Genomic DNA, 26,426 nt, shown 5'->3' on the forward strand with positions numbered 1-26,426 from the left:
GTCCGACATGGCGGACGACGTCACGAACACAATTGACTTCAACGATATCAAGCAATCGGTCGAGGAGAGCCTCGGTCGTACACCCGAAGGTTGGTCTGGGTTGGCGACGACGCTCTTCACAGAGATCAAAGAATACTGCGATCTGAAGGATGCCACCTACCCCTTCATCCTCCAGATCAAAGAGAAACTGGGAGAGCTCCGCATCTACCACCGGTGTGATGATCGACACATCCAGTCGATCATCACCGTCACGATTGCACGAGAAAATCGTACCTGTGAACGATGCTCAAACGCTGCCGAGACCCACATTTTGGATGGGTGGTACACGACCCTGTGCTGTTGGTGCGCGCATGATGTCGCGAGCAAGCGCCACCCTGAAAGGAAGAGGTTTTTTGGTGTTCGGAAAAAGCCTGTTCGGGATCGAATGACCTGTTCTGTTTGCGGCTACATCGGCCAGATCGACCGGACTGATGATCGGGGGCGCTGCCCTGCATGTGTGAAGAAAGGGTGGTGAGTGATGCTCAAAATCGTCGTCTTCGCAAACGAAAGAGAGATTGCCCGGGCCCATGCCGGGAACGTCAGCGATGATATTAGTGGGCTCTGCGACTACGAAGTGCGCGTACACTGACGCGACTTATCCATGGCAGCCGAGGTCTGTTCGGAAGAGCAATCGAGACTATCCTCGCGGCCATCGAACAAGCCCTCTACGAAGAGAGCTGCTGTTTGAAGCGATCTCACTTTGCTGAAGCTTGGAGCATCCAAGAAGGCTGTTCTTGGGATCAAAACGTGTTCGAGATCAATGATTGGGCAGCGCTGGAGATCGATAGCGACGCCGAAGAGTTTGATGCAGAACGAACCCGGCGGCAACATCAGCAAGTTGGACGGGGTTGATTCATTGAGTACAATTTTGCCAATGATGCCCATTTTGCCAGGTGAGAGCTTTGTTTCATGGGTCAGCCGGTTCGCCCGTGTTCAATGTGATATGTCTGCGAAAGAGTTTTATTCTTTTGTACGTATTCCGCTTCAGGACCTCGCAAGGACCCGAGACAACGCGGTTGAGCAGATGCGCCAGCTGACCGGCATTCCTGCGGAGCGACTTACTCAGGGCGGATACACACAGCTTGCCTTTCGCTACTACAAACATCGAGATGAAGAGTTTCATTCAGAATTCGTTGCGGGCAATCGGGTAAGTTATTGCCCGCAATGCATCTTGAACGACATCTCGGACTGCCATCAGTCGTTGAGAATGCCGGTTGGGAAGATCAATTGGGCTTTTTCACCTGTGAGAACTTGTCCCGTTCATTCCGTTTCTTTGGTCCGAGAGCCTGGGAGAGGCCGAGGTAATCTCTTTCTGGACTTGGCTGCCCATATGCCAGACGAAGTGCGGTTGGCGAAGCTGGCCGAAATTGGGAAACAGAGGCGCGTCTCTGAATTGCAATCTTACCTTGAAGCCAGACTTGAAGGACGCCCTGGGCCAGAGTGGCTAGATGGGCAGCTGATTGATCTAGCCTCACGTACATCTGAAATGCTCGGTGCGTGTATCGCATTTGGTCCAAATGCAAATCTTCCAAATCTATCGCAAGCGGATTGGGACTTGGCCGGGGCGGTTGGGTACGAGTTTACTCGATGTGGCCCTGAAGGCGTTCGAGAAGGGCTCGAAGCGGTGCAGAAGAAGACGCCATGCTCCAAGGTCCAAGCCGGGCCGCAAGGTGTGTTCGGTGTTCTTTATAAGTGGATTCAGTTCAAAAAAAACCGAAAACCGATTGGGCCATTTCGGGAGGTTTTCCGTGAACATATTCTGGAAACCATGCCAATTGGTGCGGGGACGATTCTGTTTGGAGAACCCGTTTTGCAGCGGCGGCGTCATTCTGTAGTGTCACTGAGCCAGAAGTTTGGTGTGCACCCCAGAACAGTTCGAAATGCGCTGATGGTCGCCGATCTGCTGCCTGCGGACTATGACGCGAAACGGGATTTCGGAGCCATTGACGTTGCTCGTTCTGAAGACCTTCTCAGCAGGATGCGGCGTTCGGTTCCGATTTCAGAGGTTCCAAAATACCTAGGCTGCAAACGGCCCCAAGTGGCTCAGCTGATCGAAGCCCGCATGCTTAAACCAATCGCGGGCCTTAGAGATGGTCGAAGGAGCATTGCTCAGGGAGTTGATGCAAATGACCTGGACAAATTTGTGAGCCGTTTGCGCAGTATTGGGCAGCCCGTTTCAGAATCCTCAGGGGGTGTGTTGGGAATTGCCAATGCGGCTGAAGCCTTGAAAGTGCCTGCTGTCAAGATTGTCGAACTGTTGCTCCAAAGGCAACTAACTGGAGTTCAGCTTCTCGACGAAGAACTCCGTTACCAATCTGTACTTGTTGACTTGGCAGAAGTGGGTGAAAAACTCGGTTGCCGAACTGGTTCTCCCGGGAAATCGATTTCGGATGTCGCGCGAAAGCTTGGCCTTTCTGCCACCTCAGTCGACTTCCTTCTTCGAACTCCACCAGACGGAATGGAACCGGTCCTGAAAATTTGCGGACAAACTAGACACATGGGGCAGATGCGCGATCTTGTTAGCCCTGCTAGCGTGGACCGTTTCAAGGTGGACTATCAAAAGATTACCGACGTTGCGACGAGAATGGAAACACCAGTTCCGGAAGCTCGAAGGAAATTAAAATCTCAAGGGATCTTGCCAGTTTGGGAACCCAAGGCGGCAGGAGTGGAGCTCTACAGAACCTCAGAATTCTAGAAGAACAAAAAGCTGAAGTAGCAGCCGCCCTTCGGGGCGGCTTTTTTGTTGCCAAAAATTTTTGTGGGCGACAATGAGTTGTCAAGAAGGGCGAAGTGGCCGCGGTATGACCAAGGGTGATATTAAATATATATAAAAATCAATGTTTTAGTTTTTGATGGCTGCCGATTATGGGCTATATATGCCCAACGGAACACCAGTTAAGAAAGGACGGGCAATTCAGAGCCGCTTTGGCTGAATTGTCTGCCACTTTTCAGGTCCGTTTCTTCCACTGCGACTTAAGTCATTGAAATCATTCAAAGTGAAATGCGCCGATCTGCGAGGGTCGGCGCATTCGTTGGGGGTCATACAATTCCCGGCCTCCACTTGAAGCTACCGAGAAAAATGATGTTTGTCTTTGGTATAAAAACGCATCGCTATATCCGCCGCAGCTGCGTTACGCGAAGCAAAAATCCTGATCGAACAACGGAGGAAACACTGCAAAACAAAACGCCCCCTTAGTGTTCTGGGCTATCGCCCGCCAGCGCCCGAATCCATCATCCCGGTGGATTACAGGCCGATGATGCACTTACAATCAAACTGGATCAGTCAGATGAGGCCGCACAGGGCCGCTGCTGCCAAAATTGCACCCAAAATATTGCACTCAGTTCGGACCAGTTTCTGGGGTCAAGACCAAAGTCTGGCCTTGCCGCCCTATACTGCAACGAGCCGGAGTCGCTCCCTAAACCAATCAAACGCTCGTATTCCAAATCGTTCGATGACAGACACTGCCTGCAACAATGGGGCTGTTTAGCGGTTGAAACCCGCACCCGTGACTCCGGCCCCAATCAATCGATCAAGTAAACCGTTTCACCAGTTTCTATTGCTTGTTGTGCCGCTTGCCCCATCCTAACGGCCCAGAGGCCGTCCTTCAAACTCACATCCGGTTTTGCCTTTTCGCCACGAAGCACGGCCAGGAACCCTTTATGCTGATAGTAGGTCGACCCATTGTGATCCCCGGCCGCCAAAAGGTTGGGGTCCACCGGAACGTCCATTGATACCGGACCTTTGGGATTGCGCGGGCTCAGGATCAACTGCGGCAGTGGCGGGGTTCCCAAATGATCGGGCCAGAATCGTCCGGGTCCGGGCACCAACGCCTCGATCTTGGCGTCCGGTCCGACGGCCGATATTTCTTCTTGATAGCGTGAGCCTTCGGCAAACATGCAAAGTTCCAACATCGCGCGCGCACCCGAAGCAAAGTCGACCAGAACATAGCCGTGATCCAGAATATCTGGGGTTTGACCGTCGTAACTCTCGTTCAAATGGTTCACCGCCTGCCCACCACTTGCCGTTATACGCACCGGATCGGATTGCAATATCAGACGCATCAGGTCGAAGAAGTGGCAGCATTTCTCGACAAAAGTACCACCAGTATTTCGGTTGAACCGGTTCCAGTTGCCGACCTTGTCCAGGAATGGAAAACGATGCTCGCGGATCGATAGCATTTTTACCCCACCTGTCGCCTCAGCCTTCTCGATCAGAGCAGCAATGGGGGGCATGTACCGGTATTCCATCGCAACCCAAATCCGGCAGGGATAGTCGCGCTGCAACTGCTCGAGTCGGGGCATGTCTTGCGGGTTGGTGAAGAATGGCTTTTCTACCAAAAGCGGTAGTGGACGTGTTTCAGCGATTTCGCAGATCTGGTCCACATGAAGATGGTTCGGGCTGACAATGACGACGCAGTCCAGCTCCTCTACCGCTAGAAGCTCTTGCACGGAACCTACCATGGTTGCAGTTGGCGCAATTGCCTTAGCGGCTTTTGCCATCTCCTGATCTGGTTCAAAGATCGCAGCCACACTGGTGCCTTCCAGCAATCCGATATTGTGCAGGTGCTCTTGCCCCATCATTCCGCATCCAATCAGCCCGTAATTGATGGTCCGGGTCATGTGCGATTCCTTTTACTTCAGACGTTGAACGTAGTTGGCCCGATCCGGGTCGAACCATGTTTTTGAGAATTCAACGGGTTCGGCGCTTTCCGACCAGCTGAACCGCTCGATATAACCTACCGCTTGGCCCGCTGGTTTGGTGAAGTTTGGGGGCGTCCAGTCCGGTAGAGGCCGGACCGAGACTCTGTCTTCGGCCCTTGCAATCCAAAAGCCCAATTGGTGCTGATAATAGCGATAGAGCGAGTCGGACAGCAGGCTCTGGTCGATTAGGCCGGCTGATTCGTCCAGCCAAATTTCTTCGACAGCGATGATTGTATCATTCAGGTAGCGCATCCGCCGGACACGCGAACCGGCATCAGAAGCACCGAATTTTGGCAGTTCGACTGGCTTCTTCAGATGGTCAACCGACAGGATATCTGCACGTGGCAGGCCACCTCCTTCAGGCAGTTCCAGCCTGAACATTGCATAGACGCTGTTTTGTGTGCCGGTCTCGCGGATGTAGTTGCCCGAGCCTTGGATACGCTCCAACATCCCCTTTTTTTCTAGCTCAGAGAGCGATTTTCGCAGCGTTCCAACCGAGACATTCAACTCCGCGGCCATCTCGCGCTCGGGTGGCAAGCGCTCACCTTCAATAAGGCGACCAGCCGCGATGTCACGGATCAGAAGTTCCGCGATCTGAATATATACCGGCAGGGCATTTTGGTTTCGGTTGGACACAGGCACAGTAGACGCTTCACTCGGCCGCAGGAAGAATTGATACACTATTGATCTACATCAAAGCGATTGCTACGCAAGAGGAAAGTCAAAGATGTACGGAGCGTGAATCAAATGAGCATCGTCCCCATCACATCCCCCGATCTGGATGCGGCCGAAGTTTCGTGGTTTGCCGCGCTGTGCTCGGATGATTACCAGTTCCTTGGCGTTCCCGATGGCGACCTGCGGTCGAGTTGGGAGCATTGTTCGAACATTGTGAAAGAGGCCGAAGCGCAGGGTTTTCGCAACATCCTCTGCCCGTCCTCCTATCAGGTCGGTCAAGACACGCTGAGCTTTGTCGCCGGCTGCGCTCCGATCACCGACCGGATCAACCTGCTGGCCGCCGTACGCTGTGGTGAGATGCAACCGATCATGCTGGCCCGCACCATCGCAACGCTGGATCACATGCTGAAGGGGCGGTTGACGGTTAACATCATCTCATCCGACTTTCCCGGTGAGAAAGCCGCCAGCGCGTTTCGCTATCAACGTTCGCGCGAAGTGGTGGAGATTCTGAAACAGGCCTGGACGCAGGATGAGATCAATCATGCAGGCGAAGTCTATAACTTCTCGGGCATGACCACTGATCCAGTCAAGCCATACCAGACTGGAGGGCCGCTACTCTATTTCGGCGGCTATTCTCCCTCCGCTTTGGATCTGTGTGGCGAGCACTGCGATGTCTATCTGATGTGGCCTGAAACCAAGGACCAACTGGCTCAACGGATGAAGGCTGTTCACGCCGTCGCTGAAAACTACGACCGCACGCTGGATTACGGCCTGCGTGTCCATATGATCGTTCGCGATACCGAGGCCGAGGCGCGGGAATACGCGGATTACATCGTCTCGAAGCTGGACGACGAATACGGTCGCGCCATCCGCGAACGGGCGCTGGATTCGACCTCGCTGGGTGTGGCGCATCAGGCCAGGAATCGCGACCTGGCGGATGAGTACGGCTATGTCGAACCCAGCCTCTGGACCGGTGTTGGCCGGGCGCGGTCTGGCTGCGGTGCCGCTCTGGTCGGATCAACCGATCAGGTTATGTCGAAGATCGAGGAATACCAGAAGATGGGCATCCGCGCCTTCATCTTCTCGGGCTACCCGCATCTGGACGAAGCCCGTCATTTCGGCGCCCGCGTGTTGCCGAACCTGAAAACCTGTTCCCTTCCCAAAGCTTACGGAAGGGTTCCAAATGCGACCCCGGCCACACCGCTGGGCAACGGAGAACGCCGCTGATGCAACGTGTGAAACTATCTGACTCGCTGGAAATGAGCCGCCTTGTCTATGGCATGTGGCGGTTGGGCGATGACAGTGACACGTCCGCGGGCCATGTCGAGGCCAAGATTCAGGCCTGCCTAGATCAGGGCATCACCACCTTCGATCAGGCCGACATCTATGGCCTCTACCAGGCCGAGGCTGTGCTGGGCACGGCCCTGCGCGCCAATCCAAGCCTGCGTCAGAAGATGGAAATTGTCACCAAATGTGACATCGTCGCGCCGGTTGGCCGTTACGCAGATGCGAAAGTAAAATACTACGACACCTCGCGCGCCCACATTCTGAAATCGGTCGACACGTCGCTGTCGGAAATGGCGATTGACCACATCGATCTGCTGTTGATCCACCGCCCAGATCCCATGATGGACCACCATGAAACTGGAGCAGCTCTGGATGAGGTTGTTGCCAGTGGCAAGGTCGGCGCCGTCGGTGTGTCCAACTTCCGCCCGTGGGATTGGTCGTTGCTGCAATCCGCGATGAAAACGCAGTTGGTCACCAACCAGATCGAAATCTCTCTCGGTGAGATCAGCCCCTTCACCAACGGAGACCTGGCGTTTCACCAACGGCATGGCCATCCGTTGATGGCATGGTCGCCGCTGGGTGGAGGTCTGTTGATGGCCGGAAACCCACCGGTTGGGGTCGTCGCTGATGAAATCGCAGCCGAGTTCGGCGTGGATCGCGCCGCCGTCGCCGTGGCGTTCCTGCTGGCCCATCCGGCCAACATCCTGCCGGTTCTGGGCACCAACAGTCTGGACCGGATCAAACGCGCCTCGGACGCATTGAAAGTCAAACTGGATCGGGAAAGCTGGTTCCGTCTGTACGAGGCGGCACTGGGGCACGAGGTTCCATGATGAACGCAATCTCAAAGGACATGACACACACCTTCGTTCCTCAAAAGGACGACACCCGCACCTTGCGCGATGCCTTCGGCCGCTTTGCGACCGGTGTCACCATCGTCACTTGCGACAGCGCGGACGGGCCGGTCTGCATCACCGCGAACAGCTTTTCGTCCCTATCGCTCGACCCACCGCTGATCATGTGGGCCGGAGACCGCAACTCGCGCCGCTTCCCCTATTTCCACAAAGCCCGTCATTTCAGCGTCCACGTGCTGTCCTCGGAACAGGCCGAGCTGTGCTTCGGCTGCTCGAAAGACGCCTTTGCACTGCGGGACATCAACCACGAGCGCTGTGAGAATGGGACACCTGTGTTGGCGGACTGCCTGGCTCGGTTCGAATGCGAACAGCACGCGTATCACGATGCAGGCGATCACGTTATTGTAGTTGGAAAGGTTCTCAAGGCCAGCATGTCTGATGGAGACGCGCTGACCTTCTATGCTGGGAAACTCGGCCAATTCGCGAAAGCCTAAGCGCGATTTGACGACCGTGGGACATACCCGCGGCTGAACAAGGGAGGATCCGCATGAGCGGACTGGCATCGGTGCTTGCGCCGATTGCATTCGTGAATGAAACCGTGCTGCGTCTGGGCCGCGCGGTTGGTGTTGTTGCGATTGCGCTCATGGTTATCGCAATTCTGATCCAGGTGTTCTTCCGATACGTTCTGGGCAACGCGCTGCCCTGGCCGGATGAGGCCGCGCGGTTCTGCATGTTGTGGATGACCGGTCTTATGGCGCCCACCGCCTTTCGGCGCGGCGGCTTTGTGGCCATAGACATGCTGGAACGCTTCCTTCCCCGCGTCATCGGCCAAACGCTGAATCTGTTCCTGCTTTTGATCGCGCTCTCCGTCTTGGTGGTCGCAGTCAACATCGGCTGGTCCGAGGTCACCGGCTTTGGCGGCAAATTCGCCACTGCCGCGCTGTATCTGCCCACCTCTTTCGGGTTCGACGAATGGTATCGCATTCCGCGCAGTTGGATGATGGCATCGCTGCTGGTGGGGATTATCCTGCTGATCTCGGTGAATATCGAGCTGATCCTGCGGTCCTTCATCACTTTGTTGGGCGGCGGCCACCTGTTGCCCGAAATTCCCGATGCGGCAGTGGGGGCCGAATAAATGCTGATCTGGTTCCTGCCCACCTTCCTGATTTTCCTGCTGATCGGCCTGCCGGTCTTTTTCGCTTTGCTCGCGGCGCCCGGAATCCTGCTGTGGCTGAACGGCCAGACGAACGACATCACGCTGCTCTATCGCAATGTCTATAACGGCATGGACAGCTTCCCTCTGATGGCTATCCCGTTCTTCATGCTGGCAGGGGAGCTCATGAACCGAGGCGGCATAACCATCCGCCTCGTCGAGTTTTCCCAGGCTTTGATGGGCCACCTGCGCGGTGGTCTGGCGCATGTGAACGTCCTCAGTTCGATCCTGTTCGCGGGCCTGTCCGGTTCTGCCGTTGCTGATACCTCCGCGTTGGGATCAATGCTGATCCCGGCGATGGAGAAACAGGGCTACACCCGCAAATTTGCCGCCGCGATCACGGCGGCGAGTTCCGTGATCGGGCCGATCATTCCGCCCTCGGGCATAATGATCATCTATGCCTATGTGATGGGCGAAAGCGTGGCCGCATTGTTCCTTGCGGGTATCGTTCCGGGCGTGATGGTCGGAGTCGGTCTGATGCTGATGATCAAACTGATGGCCGACCGCTACGACTTCCCCGTCGCCAGCCGCAAATACACATGGTCCGAGCGGCGTCAGGCCAGTTTAAAGGCCTTCTTCCCACTTATGACACCGGTGATCATTCTGGGCGGTATTCTGGGTGGTATCTTCACGCCAACTGAGGCTGCGGCAGTCGCCGTGGGTTATGCCTTCATCATCGGTTTCTTCGTCCTGCGCACACTGACATGGAAAGAAGTTCCCGAGGTGCTCAGCAACGCAGGCATGACCTCAGCCGTTGTTCTTCTGCTGGTCGGCGCGGCAATGGCGTTCAAGACGGTTGTCAGCCTCAGCCATGCGCCGGAACAACTGGCCTCGCTGATCCTCAGCCTGTCAGAAAACCCGCTGATCCTTCTGTTCCTGATCAACCTGCTACTGTTCATCGTCGGCATGTTCTTGGACGCAGGCCCCGCGATCATCATCCTTGGACCAATCCTTGGCCCGATCTTCACTAGCCTCGGCGTCGACCCGATCCATTTCGCCATCATCATGAGCGTCAACCTGACGGTCGGCCTCGCCACACCACCGATGGGTTTGGTGCTGTTTGTGGCAGCAGCCGTATCCCGCGAACGGGTCGAAACCATCGCCAAGGCGATCCTGCCATTCCTGGCGGTCGAAATCATCGTGATCTTCCTGATCACGTATATCCCCGCACTATCCATGACGATCCCGAGGATAACGGGATTTGCCAACTAACCAAGTTCCACAGGGAGGAAACGCATGCTCAGAGACTTTATCAAAACCGCAGCGGTGGCCACATCGCTGGTGGCGGCGTCCGCAATGGCCGCGACAGCCGCCGACTATACGCTGCGCGCAACTGCAAATTCGAACGAAAACGATGAGGATTATGATGGTCTGATCGTCTTCAAGAATTATGTCGAATCTGCCTCGAACGGCGCGATTGAAGTCGATCTGTTCATCGGCACACAGCTCTGCTCGAACGGAGCCGAATGCTTGCAGGGCGTGGCAGATGGCACAATCGACATCTACATCTCCACTTCCGGCGGTGCCTCAGGCATCTTTCCCTACGTGCAGGTTTTAGACCTGCCCTATCTGATGGCCGATGATCGCATTGCCGAGCATGTACTGTCGGGCGACTTCACCCGTACCATGCGTGACATGGCGCTTGAGGATTCCGGTGGCGCAATCCGCCTGATGACCATCGGCAACACCGGCGGCTGGCGCAACTTTGCCAACACCCAGCGCCGGATTGCTGAGCCTGCCGATATGGAAGGTTTGAAAATCCGCACCGTGGTCGCCGATCTGCCGCAGGAACTGGTCAAGGCGTTGGGCGCTTCGCCTACCCCGATCCCATGGCCGGAACTGTTCACCAGTTTCCAGACCGGTGTCGTTGAAGGATCCAAGAACGGCATCACCGACATTATGGGCATGAAATTTCCGGATGCGGGCCTGCAATATGTGACGTTGGACGGCCACGCCTATATGGGCGCACTGTGGTGGATGAACAACGCCAAGTTCCAAGAGATGCCTGAGGATATGCGCCGCGTCGTGGTCGACGGGTTCTATGCGTTGCAACAGGCCACTTTTGCTTCTCCCAAGCGCAAGTCGATTCAAGCCTATGAGGATTTCGTCGCCGGTGGCGGTGACCTCTATGTGCCGACACCCGAACAGAAAGCTGCGTTCAAAGAGGCCGCAACGCCAGTCTATGATTGGTTCCAGTCCAACGTTGCTCGTGGCGATGAGATCTTCGTTGCATTGACCGAAGCGGTTGCGGCGGCTGAGGCGGACGTCAACGCCGCTCGCGATGCGGACCTGAACTAAACGGAAGGGTCGGGCTTTACGGCCCGGCCCTCACCGAAACGGGTACATCCACCCTTTGTAGTCATTGACGAGAACATGCGCCCTTTCGATTTGCTCCGGCGACATTTTCTTTACCACTTCCTCAAGGCTGATCGCCGCGTCGGGGTCGCCGCCGATGGCGCTGAGCGTGTACCACATATACGCACGCACCAAATCGGGCGCAGGTATGCCCAGACCCAATTCGTAGTACCAGCCAACGCCCGACTGCGCCCCCGGATGCCCCTTCATCGAGGCGCGCAGATACCATTCAAAGGCCCGTTCGTAATCCTGCTCGACCCCGAGACCCAGCCCGTACATCACGCCGATCAACTCCTCGGCCTCGGCGTTGCCCGAGCGAGCGGCTGGAAGAAGTTCCTCGCGTGCGGCTGCAAACTGTCCGGCTTCCATCATATCGCGCGCTTGCTCCAGTTCAGCCAGAGCCGGAGACGCAAAAACGCAAAGGGCAAAAACAAGCTGGCGCATGGGATGATTGCTCTCTCCTGGGTCGCGGCCGCTGCGGCACAGGATTTGCCGCACCCGCTGACCGATGATGACTTTATCCCCTTTGATATGGAACAGGCCGCCATCGGTCATCAACTGTTTTACGACCCGATCCTGTCCGGCAACCGCAATATTACCTGCGCCCATTGTCACCACCCGGATTTCGGCACCTCGGACGGGTTGTCGCTGGGCATAGGAGAAGGCGGGCAGGGATTGGGACCGGACCGCACACCCGGCACCGGGGCCGACAAAATACGCAAACGCATCCCCCGCAACTCACCGGGCCTATGGAACCTTGGGGCCAAGGACATTCACACCGTCTTTCATGACGGCAGGCTGAGCATTTCCAACGACTACGGCAACGGCTTCAATTCCCCGGCGCAGGAGTGGCTGCCCGAAGGCCTGAATTCTCTGCTTGCGGCGCAGGCTCTGTTTCCCCTGACCTCACAATTCGAGATGGCGGGCAATGTGGCCGAAAATGAGGTCACGGGCGCGGTGCATGATCGTATTGACAAGGGTTGGCCGATTCTGGCGAAACGCGTCCGCACTGATCCACGCTATGGTCCGGCCATCGTCGCCGCCTTTGATGAGGTCGAGACGACCGAGGACATAACTATCACCCACGTCGCCAACGCTCTGGCCGCTTTCATGGCGATTGAGTGGCGTAGCACCGACAGCCCGTTTGACCACTACCTTGCGGGCGACACGAATGCCCTTTCAACAGCACAAATGGATGGGATGAAGCTATTCTACGGCGAAGCTCGCTGCTCCACCTGCCACACCGGACCGCTCTTGTCAGATCAGAAGTTCCATGCATTGGGTTTACCACCCATTGGGCCGGGTCGTACCCGGCAGTGGGATCCCTTCGTCCGGGATGTGGGCCGCATGGGTGAAAGCAACCGCCTGGAGGATGCTTACAGGTTCCGCACCCCGATGCTACGAAACGTTGCCCTGACCGCGCCCTATGGTCACAATGGCGCGTTCCCCGATCTTGAAAGCGTCATTCGCCATCATTTGGATCCGCAGGCAAGCCTGGACAAATGGACTCCTCAAATGGCTGCATTACCCGAGGTACCATGGTTACAAAAAACTGATTTCCTAGTTTGGGAGGACTACTATGAAATGGAACGTCAACGCGAAAAAAATGACATTGAACCGATCCAACTCACGGAAGTGGAAACCCAAAACCTGATTGCTTTTCTGCACTCGTTGACAGGTAGGAGCGTCGACTCGTCGAAATTCGGTGTGCCGAAGGGATTTGCTCCTTAATCATCCCTCATATCACCAAGATACGGCCAGAGAAATCGCATCCTGCCGTCCTTCTTGTCTCTCCCTTCTGACGCGAGCGTGGAATGAAGTGATCCGTAGAAAGAAAGTCTCTGTAGAGCGGCGCGAACAAAAAATACTCACTTCTGATATGGTATCGGACCGACTAAATCTGACAAGACAAACATCAGTATCTGGGGCGCTGTTCTTTAGGGCGGCATATTTCCGTTACCATATGAATTCAATCTCGACCGCGCGTCCTTATCGCCACCCCCGGATACGAAAAACCACCAACAAAGCCGTCATACGCACTTGCTGATCTATCGGGTATCGATCAGGAAAGCATACTGGTGGGATGCTCTTGTTGCGCTTCGCCTTTCTGAGTGCAGGTTTCAAATGTTGGCATTGTCCGCGATCTATGAGTCCGCCCCCATCATTTTTCGCGTCTGCAGCAAATGTCGTTGCTTACAGGTCGCACCGCAGCGAAGCCCACCGACCAAAGGCAGCAATGGGCCGACTGCCCTCAAGTGTGAGGAGCTTTCAAGTAGTGCTGTATCGCCTCTCGATTCGGCTCAGAGCCCATTTCGCGTGGTTTCTGCTCTGTTGGGAATGGCCGGATTGTCTAGCCTTTGGCAAATTTGATCTTCCACGCTTCAAGGCGCCTGAGAAGCGAGAGGTCCCAATCCAGGACACCTGTCTTCTCTGTCCAGTTTTCGTGCTGCCTGACAAGTTTGAACTGGCCAAGTCTGATAGCAGAATTGCCCTCATGTTCAAAAAAGATTGGTTCTTCGCGGGTCCAGTCCTATCCGCGAAACACGTCCATCAAAGATTGCCCTTGCATGGGTTGAATCGTGTGACCACCCACCTCAGATTGGTAGGCGCACCCCGACGCCTCCAGAATGGTGGGCAAGATGTCGGCCACATGACAGGCCGCATGCCCTTTAATCTTCGGTGCAATGCCTTTTGGCCAATGGGCAATGAGCGGGGTCGAGATGCCGCCCTCATGGACATAGTGCTTGAACAGGCGAAATGGCGCATTCGAGACATTTGCCCACTGATTGTCATCGCTCTGGTAGATCTGGGCATCACCCGGCATCACGTCCAGGCGGTTTCCTATTGTGATCTGCTGTCCATCCTGCGTCGTGTCCGGGAAAAATTTGGCCCATCCGTCTTCTGCCATGAACTCCGCGCAGCCGCCGTTATCAGACAAAAAACATGATCAATGTGTTCTCGAACTGTCCTATACTTTTCAACTCTGCGACCAACCTCCCAATCGATTGATCCATGCGGTCGATCATGGCCGCATACTCGGTGCAATTTCCCGCGCCACGTCCCTCGGTCCGATAGAGCCAGCCGAACTCAACAAGCTGACGAAGGCATCGTTTTATGGTCGCCAAAGACATACCCGCCAGAAACTCGTCCAAAGTATTCAGGGATGGATTGAGCTGGCCAGTTTTGTCGTTGGCGAACTGAAAAGAGAGCGCTGATGCGACCGCTTTTGTAGATGAGTTGAGGTCGGCACATTGCAGAACGGCCTTCAGCCATTCAAAACGATTGAGCTTAGACATGTGCGCCTCCCGCGATTGCGGTAAGGTCACCTTTTTGATAAGTTGAGCGCGCAGAAATATTTGCATTGCCGTTGAGGTGGGTGGCCGCCCCCTCAGCGGTTTTTCTTTCACCGTTAGGTGGAATCCAGGCCTCGAAAACAAAATAATCCGGACTAAGTCCGGGTATGCAGCGATAGCCGTACCGCTCAAACCCAACTAACTGGTTGATTTTATTGGTCGGAGTGAGAGGATTCGAACCTCCGACCCCTGCCTCCCGAAGGCGAGTTGCCTGGGTGCAAGTCAACAAAACAAAGGCATTGGAAGCCAGTCATTGCACTTAAGTGTCAGATAGCGCTGCAATAGCGTTGCGGTTTCATTGCGAGCAAATCCTGCGACGCATTCCCATTCTCACCGTCGCTATATCGAAGACATGTAGCGTGTGCTGCATCACTTCTGAGAGGATAGCGATGACCAAAAAACCGTATGAAGATTCCCGGATGGCGAAATTTGTCGAACGGAGGGTGCTCGAACTGAAACCGACCAAGAACCAGGCCGAGATCGCAGCGCAGGTGGGATACGTCAACCCGAACATGATCACGATGATCAAGCAGGGTAGTTCCAAGGTGGCGTTAGATCGTGTCCCGGCTTTGGCGAAAGCTTTGGAATGCGACGCCGCCTACCTTATGCGCCTCGCAATTGAGCAATCGATCGGCCTGACTGCTGCTGAGGCAGTTGTCGAGGTATTCGGAGAACCTGTCACGTCGAATGAACTTGGCTGGCTAAAAGCAATTCGCAAGGCCTCCAACAACACCGATCCTCGGCTGACCAGCCGGTCAGAAACGGCGATCAAGACTATCTTTGGGAGGTAGGAGCCATGTGTGACCAGAACGACGTCCTGACATTGAATGAGCGCGCCTGGTTGCGGTTTCTGCGTGACGTGAGCAACGGAAGTGATCCTGAGCCTACCTTACGGAGAGTGCAACTATTGAGGCGCCTTTGTCGATCTCACAAAGAAAAATGGAATGGGTTTTCGAGATTGCGGCGAGGAATGGCTGGTGAACCCTGCCTCGCCGGGTCCCTCGCTGATTGAATTGAGGTTGCACAAGGTTGACAAAGGTTTACATTCGCCTTCCCGGGATCGACGGAATGTAAACCTTATACCTCTCAAAACAGCCGATTTCAGGCCAAAAGGTTTACACTAAGTTTACATTAAGTTGACAGATCCGGCCCGAAATCAGGTTTTTCAGACCAAAATGTAAACCTATTAAGCGCACAAACACAATAAAACATGACTCTCTGGAAAAAACGCAACCGAACGCAAGCTAAAAAAGCTCTCTGAGCGACGAAACACATGTTGGGTCACACCTGACATAGAGAATAACACTTATTCAACTCTGGCCAGCGTACAGCTAGGCTCAGCACGAGCCATATAGAGAGCTTACGCGCCCGAACAAGCCAAGTAGACCTTTTGACGTTCCGAGATGAGAAACCTGCGAACACTCAAGAAGTAAAAAATCGTGCCGGGAAAAAAGAATATTCTCGACGGCTTAGGCTTTCCCGTGAGGAGGCAAGAATGCAGGGGCGCCCTAAAAGGCTTGGTGATTTCCAGAGATGTGTGAACAGAGATCGTCGGGAGGAGTGCTCCCGACCGATGGCCCGTATACTTCCACCTTTTCCCTACGCCGCTCTAAGCTCCTTCTGCCGTCTAGATGGTTCAGCACCATCCTTAGCTTGACATTTGGTCATTTTCCAAGATCTTGGGAATGTACAGTGGGGTCGAACGTCGATGGGCAGCTCACACGCGAGCTGGCAGACTTCATTCGATGGAGCGGCGAACATCACAGTGAGGTTTGATCAGGTCAACACCTTTCCTTCAGGCCCACGTTGTTCACGTTAGGACGGCCCATTGCAGCCTTTCACCGTGCCATCAAGTTTCTGCGGCTGCAGCCCGCTTTCCGGTCATTCGCTGCAATCGCAAAATCGCGAAAGGGTCGAACTCACAGGTCGCGGGACTTTTCAGACTTTCGTTGTTGCAGTTTCAACGGTCGTTTCCGGCACAAACTAGACTGCCATGCTTACTAAGGCGAAGGATTGGAAAGAACTCTTGGTTTCAGATGCAAATTCAACAACCGTGGGACGTTTAGGTGGGAAGCAGACAATTGGTGTTGGCGAAAGCATGATGAGTTCATGGTTTGAAGGCCGACGCCGCCATCCTCTTAGTCTGAATTTGTATTCATCGCTCTCTGGCTTGGTTTTAGCGCGAAAAAATGCGACGGTTCTTACTACTAAATATCCTAAATGCTCGCGTCAAAGCCACGTAAACCGGGAATCTGTCAGCCATTCTATATTTGTGATTGCCAGTCGAAGACGGCAATGTATAGACGTCGTGAACAAAATGCCTGCAATTGGCAGATAAACCATAAAAAACAAGGGCATTCTCCTCGAAAACATCACCCTAGGCGATGTTTGTAAAGCCGAACTCTGGTCAATGGTAGTCAAAAATCGCATTGTTAATCCCAGAGCTTAAATCGGGAGAGTTGATAAGTGGAGACGGAAGTAGGCCCGGTTCACGCGTTCCTTGAGACGACGGTCAAGTCATTTAAGCAATCATTGGGTTATTTGGATATGGGCTCAGTGGTTTGGTCGTTGATCGGCATTGCTTTGGTCTTCTTGATACGCAAACCATTATCCGCGTTAAGTTTGGTAGGTTTCAAAGCACTTCTGGCCCGGTTTGGAGTAAATCTTTCGGACGATGTGGAGGCACAACTAAAATCCGCCGCCGAAATTCTGTTCGTTACTCTTGCGGTTTACGTAGCTATCCGCCTAGCCTTTCCCACCGATGAAACGGGGCTCTTTCTAACCAGGGTTTTGAGCTCAGTTGCCATTGTTACTGTCTTTGGCGCTTGGTACCGCCTCAGCGGCCCTTTTGCGTCGTTATTGCGCGATGACACCTCCAGTCTGGTTGCCAGCGAAACAGATTGGGTTGAAAGAGTAACTCAATTTGCAGTCATATTGTTTGGCCTGACATCGCTTCTGAAAGTCTGGCAGATTGATATCTCAGGAGCGCTCACCGGTGTTGGCGTTCTGGGCGCTGGACTGGCCATTGCAACGCAGGATTTGCTCCGCAACCTTGTCGCAGGCATGACGAATATCAGCGAGAAACGTTTTGAGACGGGCGATGCTATTCAGGTGGAGGGGCAGTTTGTTGGCACTGTAAGAAGGATTGATTTACGCTCAACACTGGTTGTGGGCTTTGATCAAATCCCGCGACATATCCCCAACTCTGATTTGTCGAACTCAATTGTTCTGAACTACTCTGCGCTGAAACACAGGCGTATCATGCTGAAAGTGCCCCTTCAGCTGTCTGCCACCCAGTCGCAGATTGAGGCAGTGCGGGATGGGATACGACATCATCACCGGACGTCTGGGGACTTTGAACTTGGGGATGATGCGCCCAAGCATATCTTTGTCAGCGATTTCGGGCCGAGCTCAATTGATATCCTGATTTACGTTTTGACACGGGGACCAAACTATCAAGAGTATCTGCAAGTCACTGAACGCTTAACGTTAGCGATTCTAAGCATAACTCGCAATGCGGGCACGACACTCGCCTATCCTACCCAAACAGTGAAAATAGACGCCAGCATGGAAAGCCAAGGGCTACAGGACAACACATTTGATCCCAATTCCTAGAGCTGGCGTCTTTGGTTGACAGCTTGCAAAACCAGTCAGTAAAACGGGCTTGAACCTAGGTTGTTTTCATTTTGTCGTATGCGGCTTTCATTTTTAGCCCCAACTGGCGGGCAGATTCACCTACTTCTTCCGCTGACTTGTCAAACTCTGATCGAGATAGAAACTTGTCCCACTCGGCCTGAAGTTCTTCCCATTCGTCTTCGGCTTCTTTCGAAGCAAGATGAAGCTGCAGTTTGAGCTCATCGCGGCGTTGTTTAAGCTCTTTCACAATCTCGGTTACGTCGATCATTCGTTTGTCCCTTCGTTAATTAAATCCATGTGCGACGTTGTCCGCAAAACCTATAGAAGTCAAACAACTGCGGCCCCTCCTTGTGGCAATGAAGGCTTGCAGCGACGTGAGTCACGTCGGGCAATCTTGCCTTCGCCGCGAAAAGCCACCTGCACCGTTTACACTACTTTATGTTCTGCCACGCACCCACGACCATGTGAGCGACGGCTGAATACAAACGACACGCACACTTTTTTGGGAATGAGGGGCCTGGGAGCCTTTTTAGTTGGTCCTTTGAAACATGGGTAGTACAGTGTAAAGTAGTGTAATTACCGGTCAAACGATACGGCAACGACTTCAGAAGACGAGGCATATCGGATGACCAACGAAAAAATTATGGGCAAAAATACATCAAACACGTCGGCTGTTCCTACATGGTTTTTGACCATCGTCTCATTTCCCATCATAGTTGGATTGCTTTGGTTTGGCCGCGATTTCCTGATCCCACTCGCTTTGGCCACATTGCTTTTTATCCTCAATATCGCGCTGATCGAACGTTTGAACTCTGCAACATTTTTCGGGCGGGATATACCTCGCTGGGCGGCCTACATTGGGGTGACGGCCGGTTTGTTCCTTTTGCTTGTGGGTTTTGGTTACGTTTTATCAAACCAAGCTGCGGCGGTCGCAGATGCCGGACCCAGATACACAGAGCGCTTGCAGTCGCTGGAAACTCAATTTGACGCTTTCGTTGGAGCAGAACGAGCCGCCGCGATCGAAAAATCCATTCTGTCTATCGACATCGAAAGTTGGCTAACAGGATTTGCGGCGTCAACTGCTGGCGCAATTGGGAATATTGGGCTGATCCTGCTCTACGTCGCATTTATGTTGGGTGACCGAGGCGCGTTCGCTGAAAAACTTCCAAGGCTTTGTGCAACGCCGGATAGTGCCAGGCAGGTCGAAAATATCCTAAGGTCGATTTCAATCGGCGTCCGACAATATATGTGGATTAATGCATCCACCAGCGCGATGAGCGGTACACTGGCTTTTATCGTTATGACGGTTTTGGGAGTCGATTTCGCGCTTCCGTTAGCTCTATTGGTTTTTTTCCTCAACTTCATTCCCAGCATTGGTTCATTCCTCGCCGTATTATTCCCGACGACGGTGGCTCTTCTTCAGTTTGAATCTATCGTACCGGCTTTGACCGTTGTTGCAGTATACGGCGGCGGTGACGCTATTATTGGAAACATCGTGCAACCAAAGCTACAGGGAAAATCCCTTAACTTGAGCACCTTCGTTGTCATGGTGGCGCTCACCTTCTGGAGCCTTATGTGGGGTGGAATTGGAGCATTTATCGCCGTGCCACTGACAGTCGTCATTATGATTGTCTGTTCGGAAATTCCGGGCTTGCAACCCTTTGCCAGATTGCTCTCAAGCGACGGTGTGTTGCCAAAGGAACAAAATGTGAAAGTCGATGATACACCGCATTCTGTCGCACGGCCGTCGAGCCGCAAAAGCGTAAGCTCTGATGCTGGTACGAGACAGCCCCATTCTGAAACAGAAGAAGAGCTTGCGTTGATGAAACAAGAGTTGCTCGAGCGGAAAGAAGCCAGACAACGCAAGTCTGAACCGTCACCCGGCGCCAATCCCAAAACAGATACGAGCTGATTTAGCCTGTCCCCAAGAAGGAAAAATTACAGACATTCCGCCGCTGAAAAGCTTTCGCGTGTCAGCCCTTCTTTTTCAATGCGGCCGTCAAGACCGGCACCAAAAGCGCTGCAGCGGAACCAAGCGGATTAGATCCCAGTCCTTTGATTGCATTAACCGTCTGGCGTGCTTCCAGTGTCATTCCTTCGAGTTCTGCTTCGAGATCGGTTATTGCCATATCCCGCACTTCGATCGCTGGCGCGATCTCGTCATCCACACTCATGCGTCCGGCCACTGATGCAAGCAACCCGGCGAGTGCAAGATTGACGACAGCAAGCGTGCCAGCAGCAACTGCTGGGGAAAGCCACTTGGTAAGGACAAAGTAGAACGTGATATTCAATAAGATAAGTCCAGCTAGTGCCGCCAATCCAGCAAGCGCCATCAAGACCGTTTGTTGTTGGACTACTGCGATACGACGGCGTGTTATCAGCCGTTCTGTGCGATAGATTGTGGTTAGATTTCTGCTAATTCTATTCATGCATTCTATCCTACTTAAACGTCCGGCCAGCAACAAACCCAAGGACGAAGATGCTCAGGAGGACCGCTATTGGATACTCCTTTTGAAGCTTTGTGAATTCATCCGTCAACTGCGTGCGCAAGGCATCAATATTTTCACCATCGATGCCGTGCTCGTCCAGAAGCTGTTTCAGATCACTGATCGCATCTGTTTCGCCCGGAGGATCATCCGCCACATCCATCGTGGGTGAATCGCTGGTCTCCGAACGTAACGTTTCGTTTTGTGCGCGCAGGCGCTCAAGCTCCGCTTCCAACTCCATTTTGGTTGCCATGACGAAGAACTCCCACGATGAATTTCAAACTTTTCTGCGTTTCTCATCGGCGCCGACCAAACTTGAAGATCAAATCGCCAGTTGCGACAACACTGGCTGTCAGCACCTAGTAACCACAATCCGAGGCACACTGCGCTACGTCAAGTATCCAAAACCGAGGCCCCGCTTGGATGCTGTGTTCTGGTGGATTGGTGGACTGCTCCAGAATCCATAATGCAGCTTGTACAGGCGACAGCGTTCGCCCGTACAAGCTGTGTTTATTCGAGCAATCAGGCCTCAATCTTGGCCGCTGCCTTGCGCAAAGAGGCTGCGAGTTTGTTTTTGCGCTCTTGCCAATCTGCCTTGATCTCAGCTTTGCGTTTTTCAAACTTGGCCTTCGTTGTATCAGAGGCTCGTTCAATCTGCTCTTCGATGGCTTCGAGCCGGGCTTCAAACTCCTGATCGAGCTCTTCCATGCGAGTGTCGATCTTTTCACCACTTTCTTTCATTTTGGACTTAATGCCGTCCATCTTTTCTTTGAAAGCAGCTTTTCTTTCGTCACTTGCGGCCTGCCATTCTTCCTCCATCGCGTCCCATTCGCGATCCAGTGCGTCCATTTCCACTGCCATTTCGTCGTCAACTGCATCAGCTCGCAACTTTCGGAAAACAGTTCCACCAAACTCGCTCATCTTTGTGTCCATCGGCGTAGTCCAAACTTCGTCAACTGAAGCGACAACACAGGATTTTCCTGGTAGAAGTTCTGTGCTGATATTGTCCAGCATTACGGCGTCCATCCCCGAAACCCAAAGATCCCGGTATGCACCAAAGAGCCCGCCAGTCATGCCGCCAACAGCCATGCCACTCGCGGTGGCTGATGCTGCTGCCGCAGAACCGGCAAGTGCGGCGCCCGATGCAACTGCCACAGGACCAGCCAAAACCCCGACCATAGCTCCCAACATTAATCCAAATGCAGTCCCGATTGGGCCTTCATCTGCGCTCGATTTCAGTTCAACTTCTCCGTCTGCATCTTTTGTGATCACACCCGCTGCAAAGACAGCAAGCTCTCCGTTTTGATGAAGAGCACGCATTGCCTCTGCACCTTTAAAGGCGGCTTCCTCGGTGTCAAAGACAACCGCTACAAATTTGTCCAACTTAGTTCTCCATTTATTTTTCTGATTGAGGATTAGGTGTCATTTGAACTGCATATTAACGGCAAAGTAGATTTGCTGTTTCGGCAGCCCGCTACCGCTATCGCTCACCGACCACTGCGGTTCGACGAACACGTTGTAAACGGTCTTGTTCTTCTTGAAGACTTTGCCCAAGCGAATGCCCACCGGGACAGAATAGTTATCGTTTTTGAAGTTGTAGGACCAGATAGGCGCACCGCCCGTGTACCAGCCGTCACCAAGCTGGTAAAAGACGAATGGTTGAAATGCGCCGAGACTGACGCGCTCGCGACCATTTGTGTCACCCACTCCACCGCGCCATGTCAAAAGGTAGCCATATTGCACCTTTGCCGAACGAGCGTTGAAATAAACATTCGCGAGACCGAGCTGCCATTGTTCCGATCCCAGACGGTCTTCGGTTGCAGTAGGAGCAACGACCTGTGGACCTATAGCAAAGCTGACAGCGGGATCACCAGTGTTGATTTGATATGCAGCAAAAATATCGAAGTCACCGATCCCGCTTTCCGTCGATCCGCCATCACCAACAGGGAAACTATTGAAGGGGAGCGATGCTCGGACCAGCCAGTTGCTATTACCGATTTGAACTGGCTTGGCGTATCTCAAGACAAACTGGTTTGCATCGAAATCCCCCGGTCCGGTCAATTCGTTGATATAGTAATTCTGGATGTTAAAAGCAGTGATGTCGGCCAGTGGGTTGTTCGCCTGAGCTGCATCTGAAGCGGCATCTGATTGTGCTTGGGCCTGCGTGTTGAACAGGCATACAGACACTGCACAAACCAAGGACAAAATATGGAACATCTTCATGGTCAGTCTCCAAAGGGAACGAGAATCTATTGTCATCCGAGTATTCCAATCATTGTGGCATCACCTCGGGCAGTGGCACGCCGGTGGTCCCCGAAGGAGGTTTGGTGCCTAGATAAGCCGCTAGCGTTGGCGCGACATCAACCGTCTCGACGCGGCGTACAATTGTCCCCGGCGTAATGCCTGGGCCGGAAAATATCAGGGGGACGTGGGTGTCATAGGCCCAAGGTGAGCCATGTGCCGACGCAACCGTTAATCCGTCGAAATCGGCGACAAACCAGTGTGGTTCAAACACTACATAGATGTCACCGGACCTGTCAGGATGAAAGTTCGCCAAAACAGCTTCTGTGATCTTGGTGCGCGGGACTGATCCGCTGCGCAATGCAGAGCTGCCGACCGCATAGGCAATTCCGGGTAACTTCTGAAGCTCCTCGGCAATCGCCAGTTCAACGGCAGTTGGATCAAGCCCCCTTTGGCCAATCAATTCCTGATTCAGATAAAGATAGGGATTTGAAAAATTCTGGATGAGATCGCGGGAAGCTCCGAAATCCAGCTGCAAGCGTACAAACCCCGGTTCGGTGTCCACACGCTGAAAGTCAAACAACCCGGCCTCGATACCGACTGTCGCGAGATAATCCGGGTGTTCGGGTGCGCCGTGATCCGCCGACAAGACAATCAGGGTTTTGTCCAGCCCAACTGTGTTATCCACATGCGCCAACAGATCGGAGTTGCTTCGGTCCAGACGGGCAAAGTTGTCCTCCGCTTCCAGACTGGAAGGACCAAAAACATGACCAACATAGTCCGTCGAGGAAAGACTGATCGACAAATAGTCCGTCACACTGTCTGTTCCGATCTGTTCGGCATCCATCAGCGTTTTTGCGAAGTCGACCGTGATCTCGTCCCCTGCCGGGCTGAGAGTTAGGAATGTAGTGAAATACTTGTTATCGTCAGGGCCCCAGTTATGGGGAAATGTGCGACCAAAACCCGGCAATTCGGTTTCCCATGCTTGATCGTCGTGATCAGCAAAAGCGTAAAGCTCACGATCCCGCAACAGGGTCCAGTCCTGATTTGCGTACAACGCCACTTTGCCTTGCGCCTCCCAGTCCGCGATCCAAGCCGGATAGTCGTCGCGATAAAACGTGCTGGTGACAAATCTGCCTTCGGCTTTCGAAAACCAATAAGCCTGCCCCGCGTGGCCCGCCATTGCAATGGAACCGCGATCCTTGACCGAGACGCCAAAGATTTTAGAAGCCGGACCAAAATGAATGGCAATTTCGTCTGATATCGTTGAACTGATGATATTGCGCGGAGACCGCCCGTCAGTTGTCGCAGCGCGTTGCGTCGGGTCAATCTCATTAGATGGATCGATCCCTGCTGCCCCTACAAGTGGATACTCGATGTCTTGAACATTGTAGAACGGGGTGCCTGTTTTTCGATCGAACCACAGGTTGGCAACCATGCCGTGGATTGCAGGGTCCGTACCAGTGGACAATGTTGTATGACCGACAATGGTTTCGGTGTTAGCATGGCGATGATGGGCATTTGAAAAAATGACCCCGTTTTGCATCAGATATCGAAACCCGCCTTCGCCAACATGTGTCCGATATCTGTCAATCAGATCACCGCGCAACTGGTCCACCGTTATTTGGAGCACCAATTGGGGTTTTTCTCTCGCAGTTGCCGCCACCGCAAACGAGAACACAATTCCAACGGCGATCGTGCTGCTTACAGCTAGTTTCGAAAAGATGCCGATCATACTTCCCCCCAAGATAAAACAGCCGCGCTTTTGAGCGCGATTCAAAAGAGTTTGAGCTGCCGCACCAGCGCTTACGTTGCGATCGTCGTATTATTCTTGAGACCGTAGGCAAATCGGACGTATCCGGCGCCCTCACCAATCAATGAAAATCCGGCCATTAATCCAATCAGAGCAACACTGATTTCGGGATAGTTCATCATGAGATAGCCAGAAACTATAACAGACAGTATACCGCCGAATATCACCCAACTAGATCCAGTTTCCGGGCGTGCCGCGATACCCATTGCGATACGGATCAATCCGCTGACGAAAACGCCAGCAATCAAAATCAACGTCAAAGCCACAAGGCCTTCAAGCGGTCGGAACAAAAGCAATGCACCTGCCATTGTAGTGAACAGCCCCAGTATCAGATAGATCAACCGGGCATTCCATCCGTCTTTAGTGCTAAACACTTGGACCAGCATCAAGCCTCCACCTGCAACAAAAGAGATGCCTACGATCTGTTCAACAATCACAGAGACTAGGAAAGGAGCGAAGACTGCACTTACCCCACCGATTATCATCAGAATGCCCAAAGCAAGAAACCAACCCCAGTTTTTTTGTACATCTCCGGATGCGCTAGCCTTTATATCACTCATTCTCTTGGTCCCTTTGATTTCCGTGCGTTTGGTTTTGAACAATAAGCGGAGTTTTTTTCTTGGTCCGAAGGCGATTTGGGCCCAATTTCCAACCAATCGCCCAGCATGGTCAGACATGCCGGGCGTCAATGCTGTAAAAGCAACAGCGGTCTGAGGCCCTAGTTTCGTGCGTAGTAAAATCGTGGTAGGCTTTTCAGATTATCTTTGGTCGCGTTGGGCAACAGCAGATCGCCATCAGCGTTGATCTCGAAAGCGCCCGCAGGCAAAGCAATCAACTTTTCACCAATGTTGAGGAAGCCGGCGACATTGACGATCACAAAGGTCGTATCACCGTCCGGCAAAACAAGCGCATCATGAACGTAGCCCACAAAATCACCGCCAGTATTGTAAACATTGCCGCGCAAAAGCTCGACCACACTCCAGCCGGAAGCCACCACAGCGATATCCAGATTGTTGTACTCAACAACTACTCCGCCAGCCACATGGGGTGAGGACTGTGCGGATGCAGGCATTGGCGTTCCAAATGCGAATGCACACACGATCGCCGCGGTTGTCAGAAGCTCTTTCATTTCATTTTTTCCGTTCTCGACTTGTTGAACTTTGATTTTCCGGCGGCCAGATGCTGAGGCCGCCGGCCGCTCAAATCAACTTGGTCAGTTTCAAGACAGGGCTGCGCGAAGCTCTTTTTCATCGCTGATGGACAGGGACGTCTCGATGACCTCGCCCTTCATGCCTTCCAGTTCGCTCAACAACTTCGTGGGACGGTTGGACCAGCCGATCACAGCCAGTGCCGAAGAGTCTGGCCCCATCTTTGCACCAACCCGGGCCGCTAGCGCGTCTTCTTCGTCTGCCTGATCCAGCATTCCCGCCAGTGCTCCAGAACCGGCACCCACGGCTGACCCCGCAACAAAACCTGCTGCCGGGTTCCCGGCCATTGCGCCGATCAAAGTCCCGGTCAAAGCCCCTAGCGATGTGCCGCCTAGAAAGCCTGCCGCTGTCAGAGTATCGGAGTTGCGGGTCCGTACTACCCCATTTTTGTCACGGGTCATCACGACCACTTCGTCTAGGTCAACTTCCCAGTTCATGCTCATTTTTTGAAGGCGCAAAAGCGCTTCGTCTGCTGTGTGACGACCTTCAAATACGATGACTACTAAATCGCTCATAAGTTCATTCCTCAGATTGAGTTAAGTTTCGCTTCCCGAAGCCGCATGCCAGG

At 53.5% G+C, this 26,426-nt stretch carries 26 protein-coding genes and 1 pseudogene; 13 read left to right on the forward strand and 14 right to left on the reverse strand.

The window, feature by feature from the left end; translation table 11 throughout:
- Positions 1-7 precede the first annotated feature (7 nt).
- The 3 genes and pseudogenes from AC2FJB_RS20845 to AC2FJB_RS20855 form a co-directional block, all read left to right on the forward strand.
- Positions 8-514 carry a hypothetical protein gene (locus AC2FJB_RS20845; protein WP_496720525.1) on the forward strand — a complete coding sequence of 169 codons (507 nt, stop codon included), beginning with the start codon at positions 8-10 and terminating at the stop codon, positions 512-514.
- A 330-nt stretch (positions 515-844) separates the two neighbouring features.
- Positions 845-2,734 carry a TniQ family protein gene (locus AC2FJB_RS20850; protein WP_496720523.1) on the forward strand — a complete coding sequence of 630 codons (1,890 nt, stop codon included), beginning with the start codon at positions 845-847 and terminating at the stop codon, positions 2,732-2,734.
- 433 nt (positions 2,735-3,167) lie between these two features.
- A pseudogene (locus tag AC2FJB_RS20855) lies at positions 3,168-3,275 on the forward strand (integrase core domain-containing protein); the annotation flags it as partial.
- Positions 3,276-3,561: 286 nt separating this feature from the next.
- Here AC2FJB_RS20855 and AC2FJB_RS20860 read toward each other — a convergent pair.
- Entirely contained in the window at positions 3,562-4,659 is a 1,098-nt protein-coding gene (locus AC2FJB_RS20860) for a Gfo/Idh/MocA family protein (RefSeq protein WP_299637982.1), read from the reverse strand.
- 12 nt (positions 4,660-4,671) lie between these two features.
- Entirely contained in the window at positions 4,672-5,382 is a 711-nt protein-coding gene (locus AC2FJB_RS20865; RefSeq protein ID WP_299637980.1) for a GntR family transcriptional regulator, read from the reverse strand.
- A gap of 105 nt (positions 5,383-5,487) precedes the next feature.
- Here AC2FJB_RS20865 and AC2FJB_RS20870 point away from each other — a divergent pair, with 105 nt between their 5' ends.
- From AC2FJB_RS20870 to AC2FJB_RS20895, 6 genes are read left to right on the forward strand one after another with little or no spacing between them, the layout of a single operon-like run.
- Positions 5,488-6,642 (forward strand): LLM class flavin-dependent oxidoreductase, encoded by a 1,155-nt coding sequence (locus AC2FJB_RS20870; protein WP_496720520.1) that lies wholly within the window; start codon positions 5,488-5,490, stop codon positions 6,640-6,642.
- Positions 6,642-7,532, forward strand: a complete 891-nt coding sequence (locus AC2FJB_RS20875) for an aldo/keto reductase (RefSeq protein ID WP_496720518.1) — start codon at positions 6,642-6,644, stop codon at positions 7,530-7,532. Before AC2FJB_RS20870 ends, AC2FJB_RS20875 begins: the two co-directional genes overlap by 1 nt.
- Positions 7,532-8,047 carry a flavin reductase family protein gene (locus tag AC2FJB_RS20880; RefSeq protein ID WP_162896908.1) on the forward strand — a complete coding sequence of 172 codons (516 nt, stop codon included), beginning with the start codon at positions 7,532-7,534 and terminating at the stop codon, positions 8,045-8,047. The genes AC2FJB_RS20875 and AC2FJB_RS20880 overlap by 1 nt, the downstream gene beginning before the upstream one ends.
- 53 nt (positions 8,048-8,100) lie before the next feature.
- Positions 8,101-8,688, forward strand: coding sequence for a TRAP transporter small permease (locus tag AC2FJB_RS20885; RefSeq protein WP_299897877.1), 588 nt, complete (start codon positions 8,101-8,103; stop codon positions 8,686-8,688).
- Positions 8,689-9,978 (forward strand): TRAP transporter large permease, encoded by a 1,290-nt coding sequence (locus AC2FJB_RS20890; protein ID WP_299897880.1) that lies wholly within the window; start codon positions 8,689-8,691, stop codon positions 9,976-9,978.
- Between the two features lie 24 nt (positions 9,979-10,002).
- A complete protein-coding gene (locus AC2FJB_RS20895) occupies positions 10,003-11,064 on the forward strand; it encodes a TRAP transporter substrate-binding protein (protein WP_496720516.1) in 1,062 nt (353 codons plus the stop codon).
- 30 nt (positions 11,065-11,094) lie between these two features.
- Here the strand turns inward: AC2FJB_RS20895 and AC2FJB_RS20900 are convergent, their stop codons facing one another.
- A complete protein-coding gene (locus tag AC2FJB_RS20900; RefSeq protein ID WP_496670467.1) occupies positions 11,095-11,565 on the reverse strand; it encodes a tetratricopeptide repeat protein in 471 nt (156 codons plus the stop codon).
- Positions 11,566-11,568: 3 nt separating this feature from the next.
- Here AC2FJB_RS20900 and AC2FJB_RS20905 point away from each other — a divergent pair, with 3 nt between their 5' ends.
- On the forward strand, positions 11,569-12,852 hold the full coding sequence (locus AC2FJB_RS20905) for a cytochrome-c peroxidase (protein WP_496720514.1): 1,284 nt from the start codon (positions 11,569-11,571) through the stop codon (positions 12,850-12,852).
- Positions 12,853-13,651: 799 nt separating this feature from the next.
- On the opposite strand, the gene AC2FJB_RS20910 is transcribed toward AC2FJB_RS20905, so the two are convergent.
- Together AC2FJB_RS20910 and AC2FJB_RS20915 are read right to left on the reverse strand one after the other, a co-directional pair.
- Positions 13,652-14,029: a hypothetical protein gene (locus tag AC2FJB_RS20910; protein ID WP_496720512.1), complete on the reverse strand. Its 378-nt coding sequence runs from the start codon at positions 14,027-14,029 to the stop codon at positions 13,652-13,654.
- Positions 14,030-14,051: 22 nt separating this feature from the next.
- Positions 14,052-14,417 carry a helix-turn-helix domain-containing protein gene (locus tag AC2FJB_RS20915; RefSeq protein WP_496720510.1) on the reverse strand — a complete coding sequence of 122 codons (366 nt, stop codon included), beginning with the start codon at positions 14,415-14,417 and terminating at the stop codon, positions 14,052-14,054.
- A 446-nt stretch (positions 14,418-14,863) separates the two neighbouring features.
- Here AC2FJB_RS20915 and AC2FJB_RS20920 point away from each other — a divergent pair, with 446 nt between their 5' ends.
- On the forward strand, positions 14,864-15,265 hold the full coding sequence (locus tag AC2FJB_RS20920) for a helix-turn-helix domain-containing protein (protein ID WP_496720508.1): 402 nt from the start codon (positions 14,864-14,866) through the stop codon (positions 15,263-15,265).
- A 1,675-nt stretch (positions 15,266-16,940) separates the two neighbouring features.
- Complete coding sequence (locus tag AC2FJB_RS20925) at positions 16,941-18,089, forward strand: mechanosensitive ion channel family protein (protein WP_281971843.1); 1,149 nt, start codon at positions 16,941-16,943, stop codon at positions 18,087-18,089.
- Positions 18,090-18,144: 55 nt separating this feature from the next.
- On the opposite strand, the gene AC2FJB_RS20930 is transcribed toward AC2FJB_RS20925, so the two are convergent.
- Entirely contained in the window at positions 18,145-18,378 is a 234-nt protein-coding gene (locus tag AC2FJB_RS20930; protein ID WP_281971842.1) for a hypothetical protein, read from the reverse strand.
- Between the two features lie 357 nt (positions 18,379-18,735).
- On the opposite strand from AC2FJB_RS20930, the gene AC2FJB_RS20935 reads away from it, so the two are divergent.
- Complete coding sequence (locus AC2FJB_RS20935; protein ID WP_281971841.1) at positions 18,736-20,022, forward strand: AI-2E family transporter; 1,287 nt, start codon at positions 18,736-18,738, stop codon at positions 20,020-20,022.
- Between the two features lie 61 nt (positions 20,023-20,083).
- On the opposite strand, the gene AC2FJB_RS20940 is transcribed toward AC2FJB_RS20935, so the two are convergent.
- The 8 genes from AC2FJB_RS20940 to AC2FJB_RS20975 all read right to left on the reverse strand — a co-directional run bounded on the left by AC2FJB_RS20940 (position 20,084) and on the right by AC2FJB_RS20975 (position 26,373).
- Positions 20,084-20,539, reverse strand: a complete 456-nt coding sequence (locus tag AC2FJB_RS20940) for a hypothetical protein (protein WP_281971840.1) — start codon at positions 20,537-20,539, stop codon at positions 20,084-20,086.
- Positions 20,540-20,549: 10 nt separating this feature from the next.
- Positions 20,550-20,849: a hypothetical protein gene (locus AC2FJB_RS20945; protein ID WP_281971839.1), complete on the reverse strand. Its 300-nt coding sequence runs from the start codon at positions 20,847-20,849 to the stop codon at positions 20,550-20,552.
- 269 nt (positions 20,850-21,118) lie between these two features.
- On the reverse strand, positions 21,119-21,979 hold the full coding sequence (locus AC2FJB_RS20950; RefSeq protein WP_496720506.1) for a DUF1269 domain-containing protein: 861 nt from the start codon (positions 21,977-21,979) through the stop codon (positions 21,119-21,121).
- 39 nt (positions 21,980-22,018) lie between these two features.
- A complete protein-coding gene (locus AC2FJB_RS20955; RefSeq protein WP_281971837.1) occupies positions 22,019-22,819 on the reverse strand; it encodes a transporter in 801 nt (266 codons plus the stop codon).
- A 49-nt stretch (positions 22,820-22,868) separates the two neighbouring features.
- A complete protein-coding gene (locus AC2FJB_RS20960; RefSeq protein WP_496720505.1) occupies positions 22,869-24,572 on the reverse strand; it encodes an alkaline phosphatase family protein in 1,704 nt (567 codons plus the stop codon).
- Between the two features lie 71 nt (positions 24,573-24,643).
- Positions 24,644-25,327 (reverse strand): HdeD family acid-resistance protein, encoded by a 684-nt coding sequence (locus tag AC2FJB_RS20965; RefSeq protein WP_496694566.1) that lies wholly within the window; start codon positions 25,325-25,327, stop codon positions 24,644-24,646.
- A 41-nt stretch (positions 25,328-25,368) separates the two neighbouring features.
- On the reverse strand, positions 25,369-25,779 hold the full coding sequence (locus AC2FJB_RS20970) for a PRC-barrel domain-containing protein (protein ID WP_496720503.1): 411 nt from the start codon (positions 25,777-25,779) through the stop codon (positions 25,369-25,371).
- 90 nt (positions 25,780-25,869) lie between these two features.
- On the reverse strand, positions 25,870-26,373 hold the full coding sequence (locus tag AC2FJB_RS20975; RefSeq protein ID WP_413845006.1) for a DUF1269 domain-containing protein: 504 nt from the start codon (positions 26,371-26,373) through the stop codon (positions 25,870-25,872).
- Positions 26,374-26,426: the final 53 nt, after the last annotated feature.

Source organism: Ruegeria sp. CDSC085 (assembly GCF_059610465.1).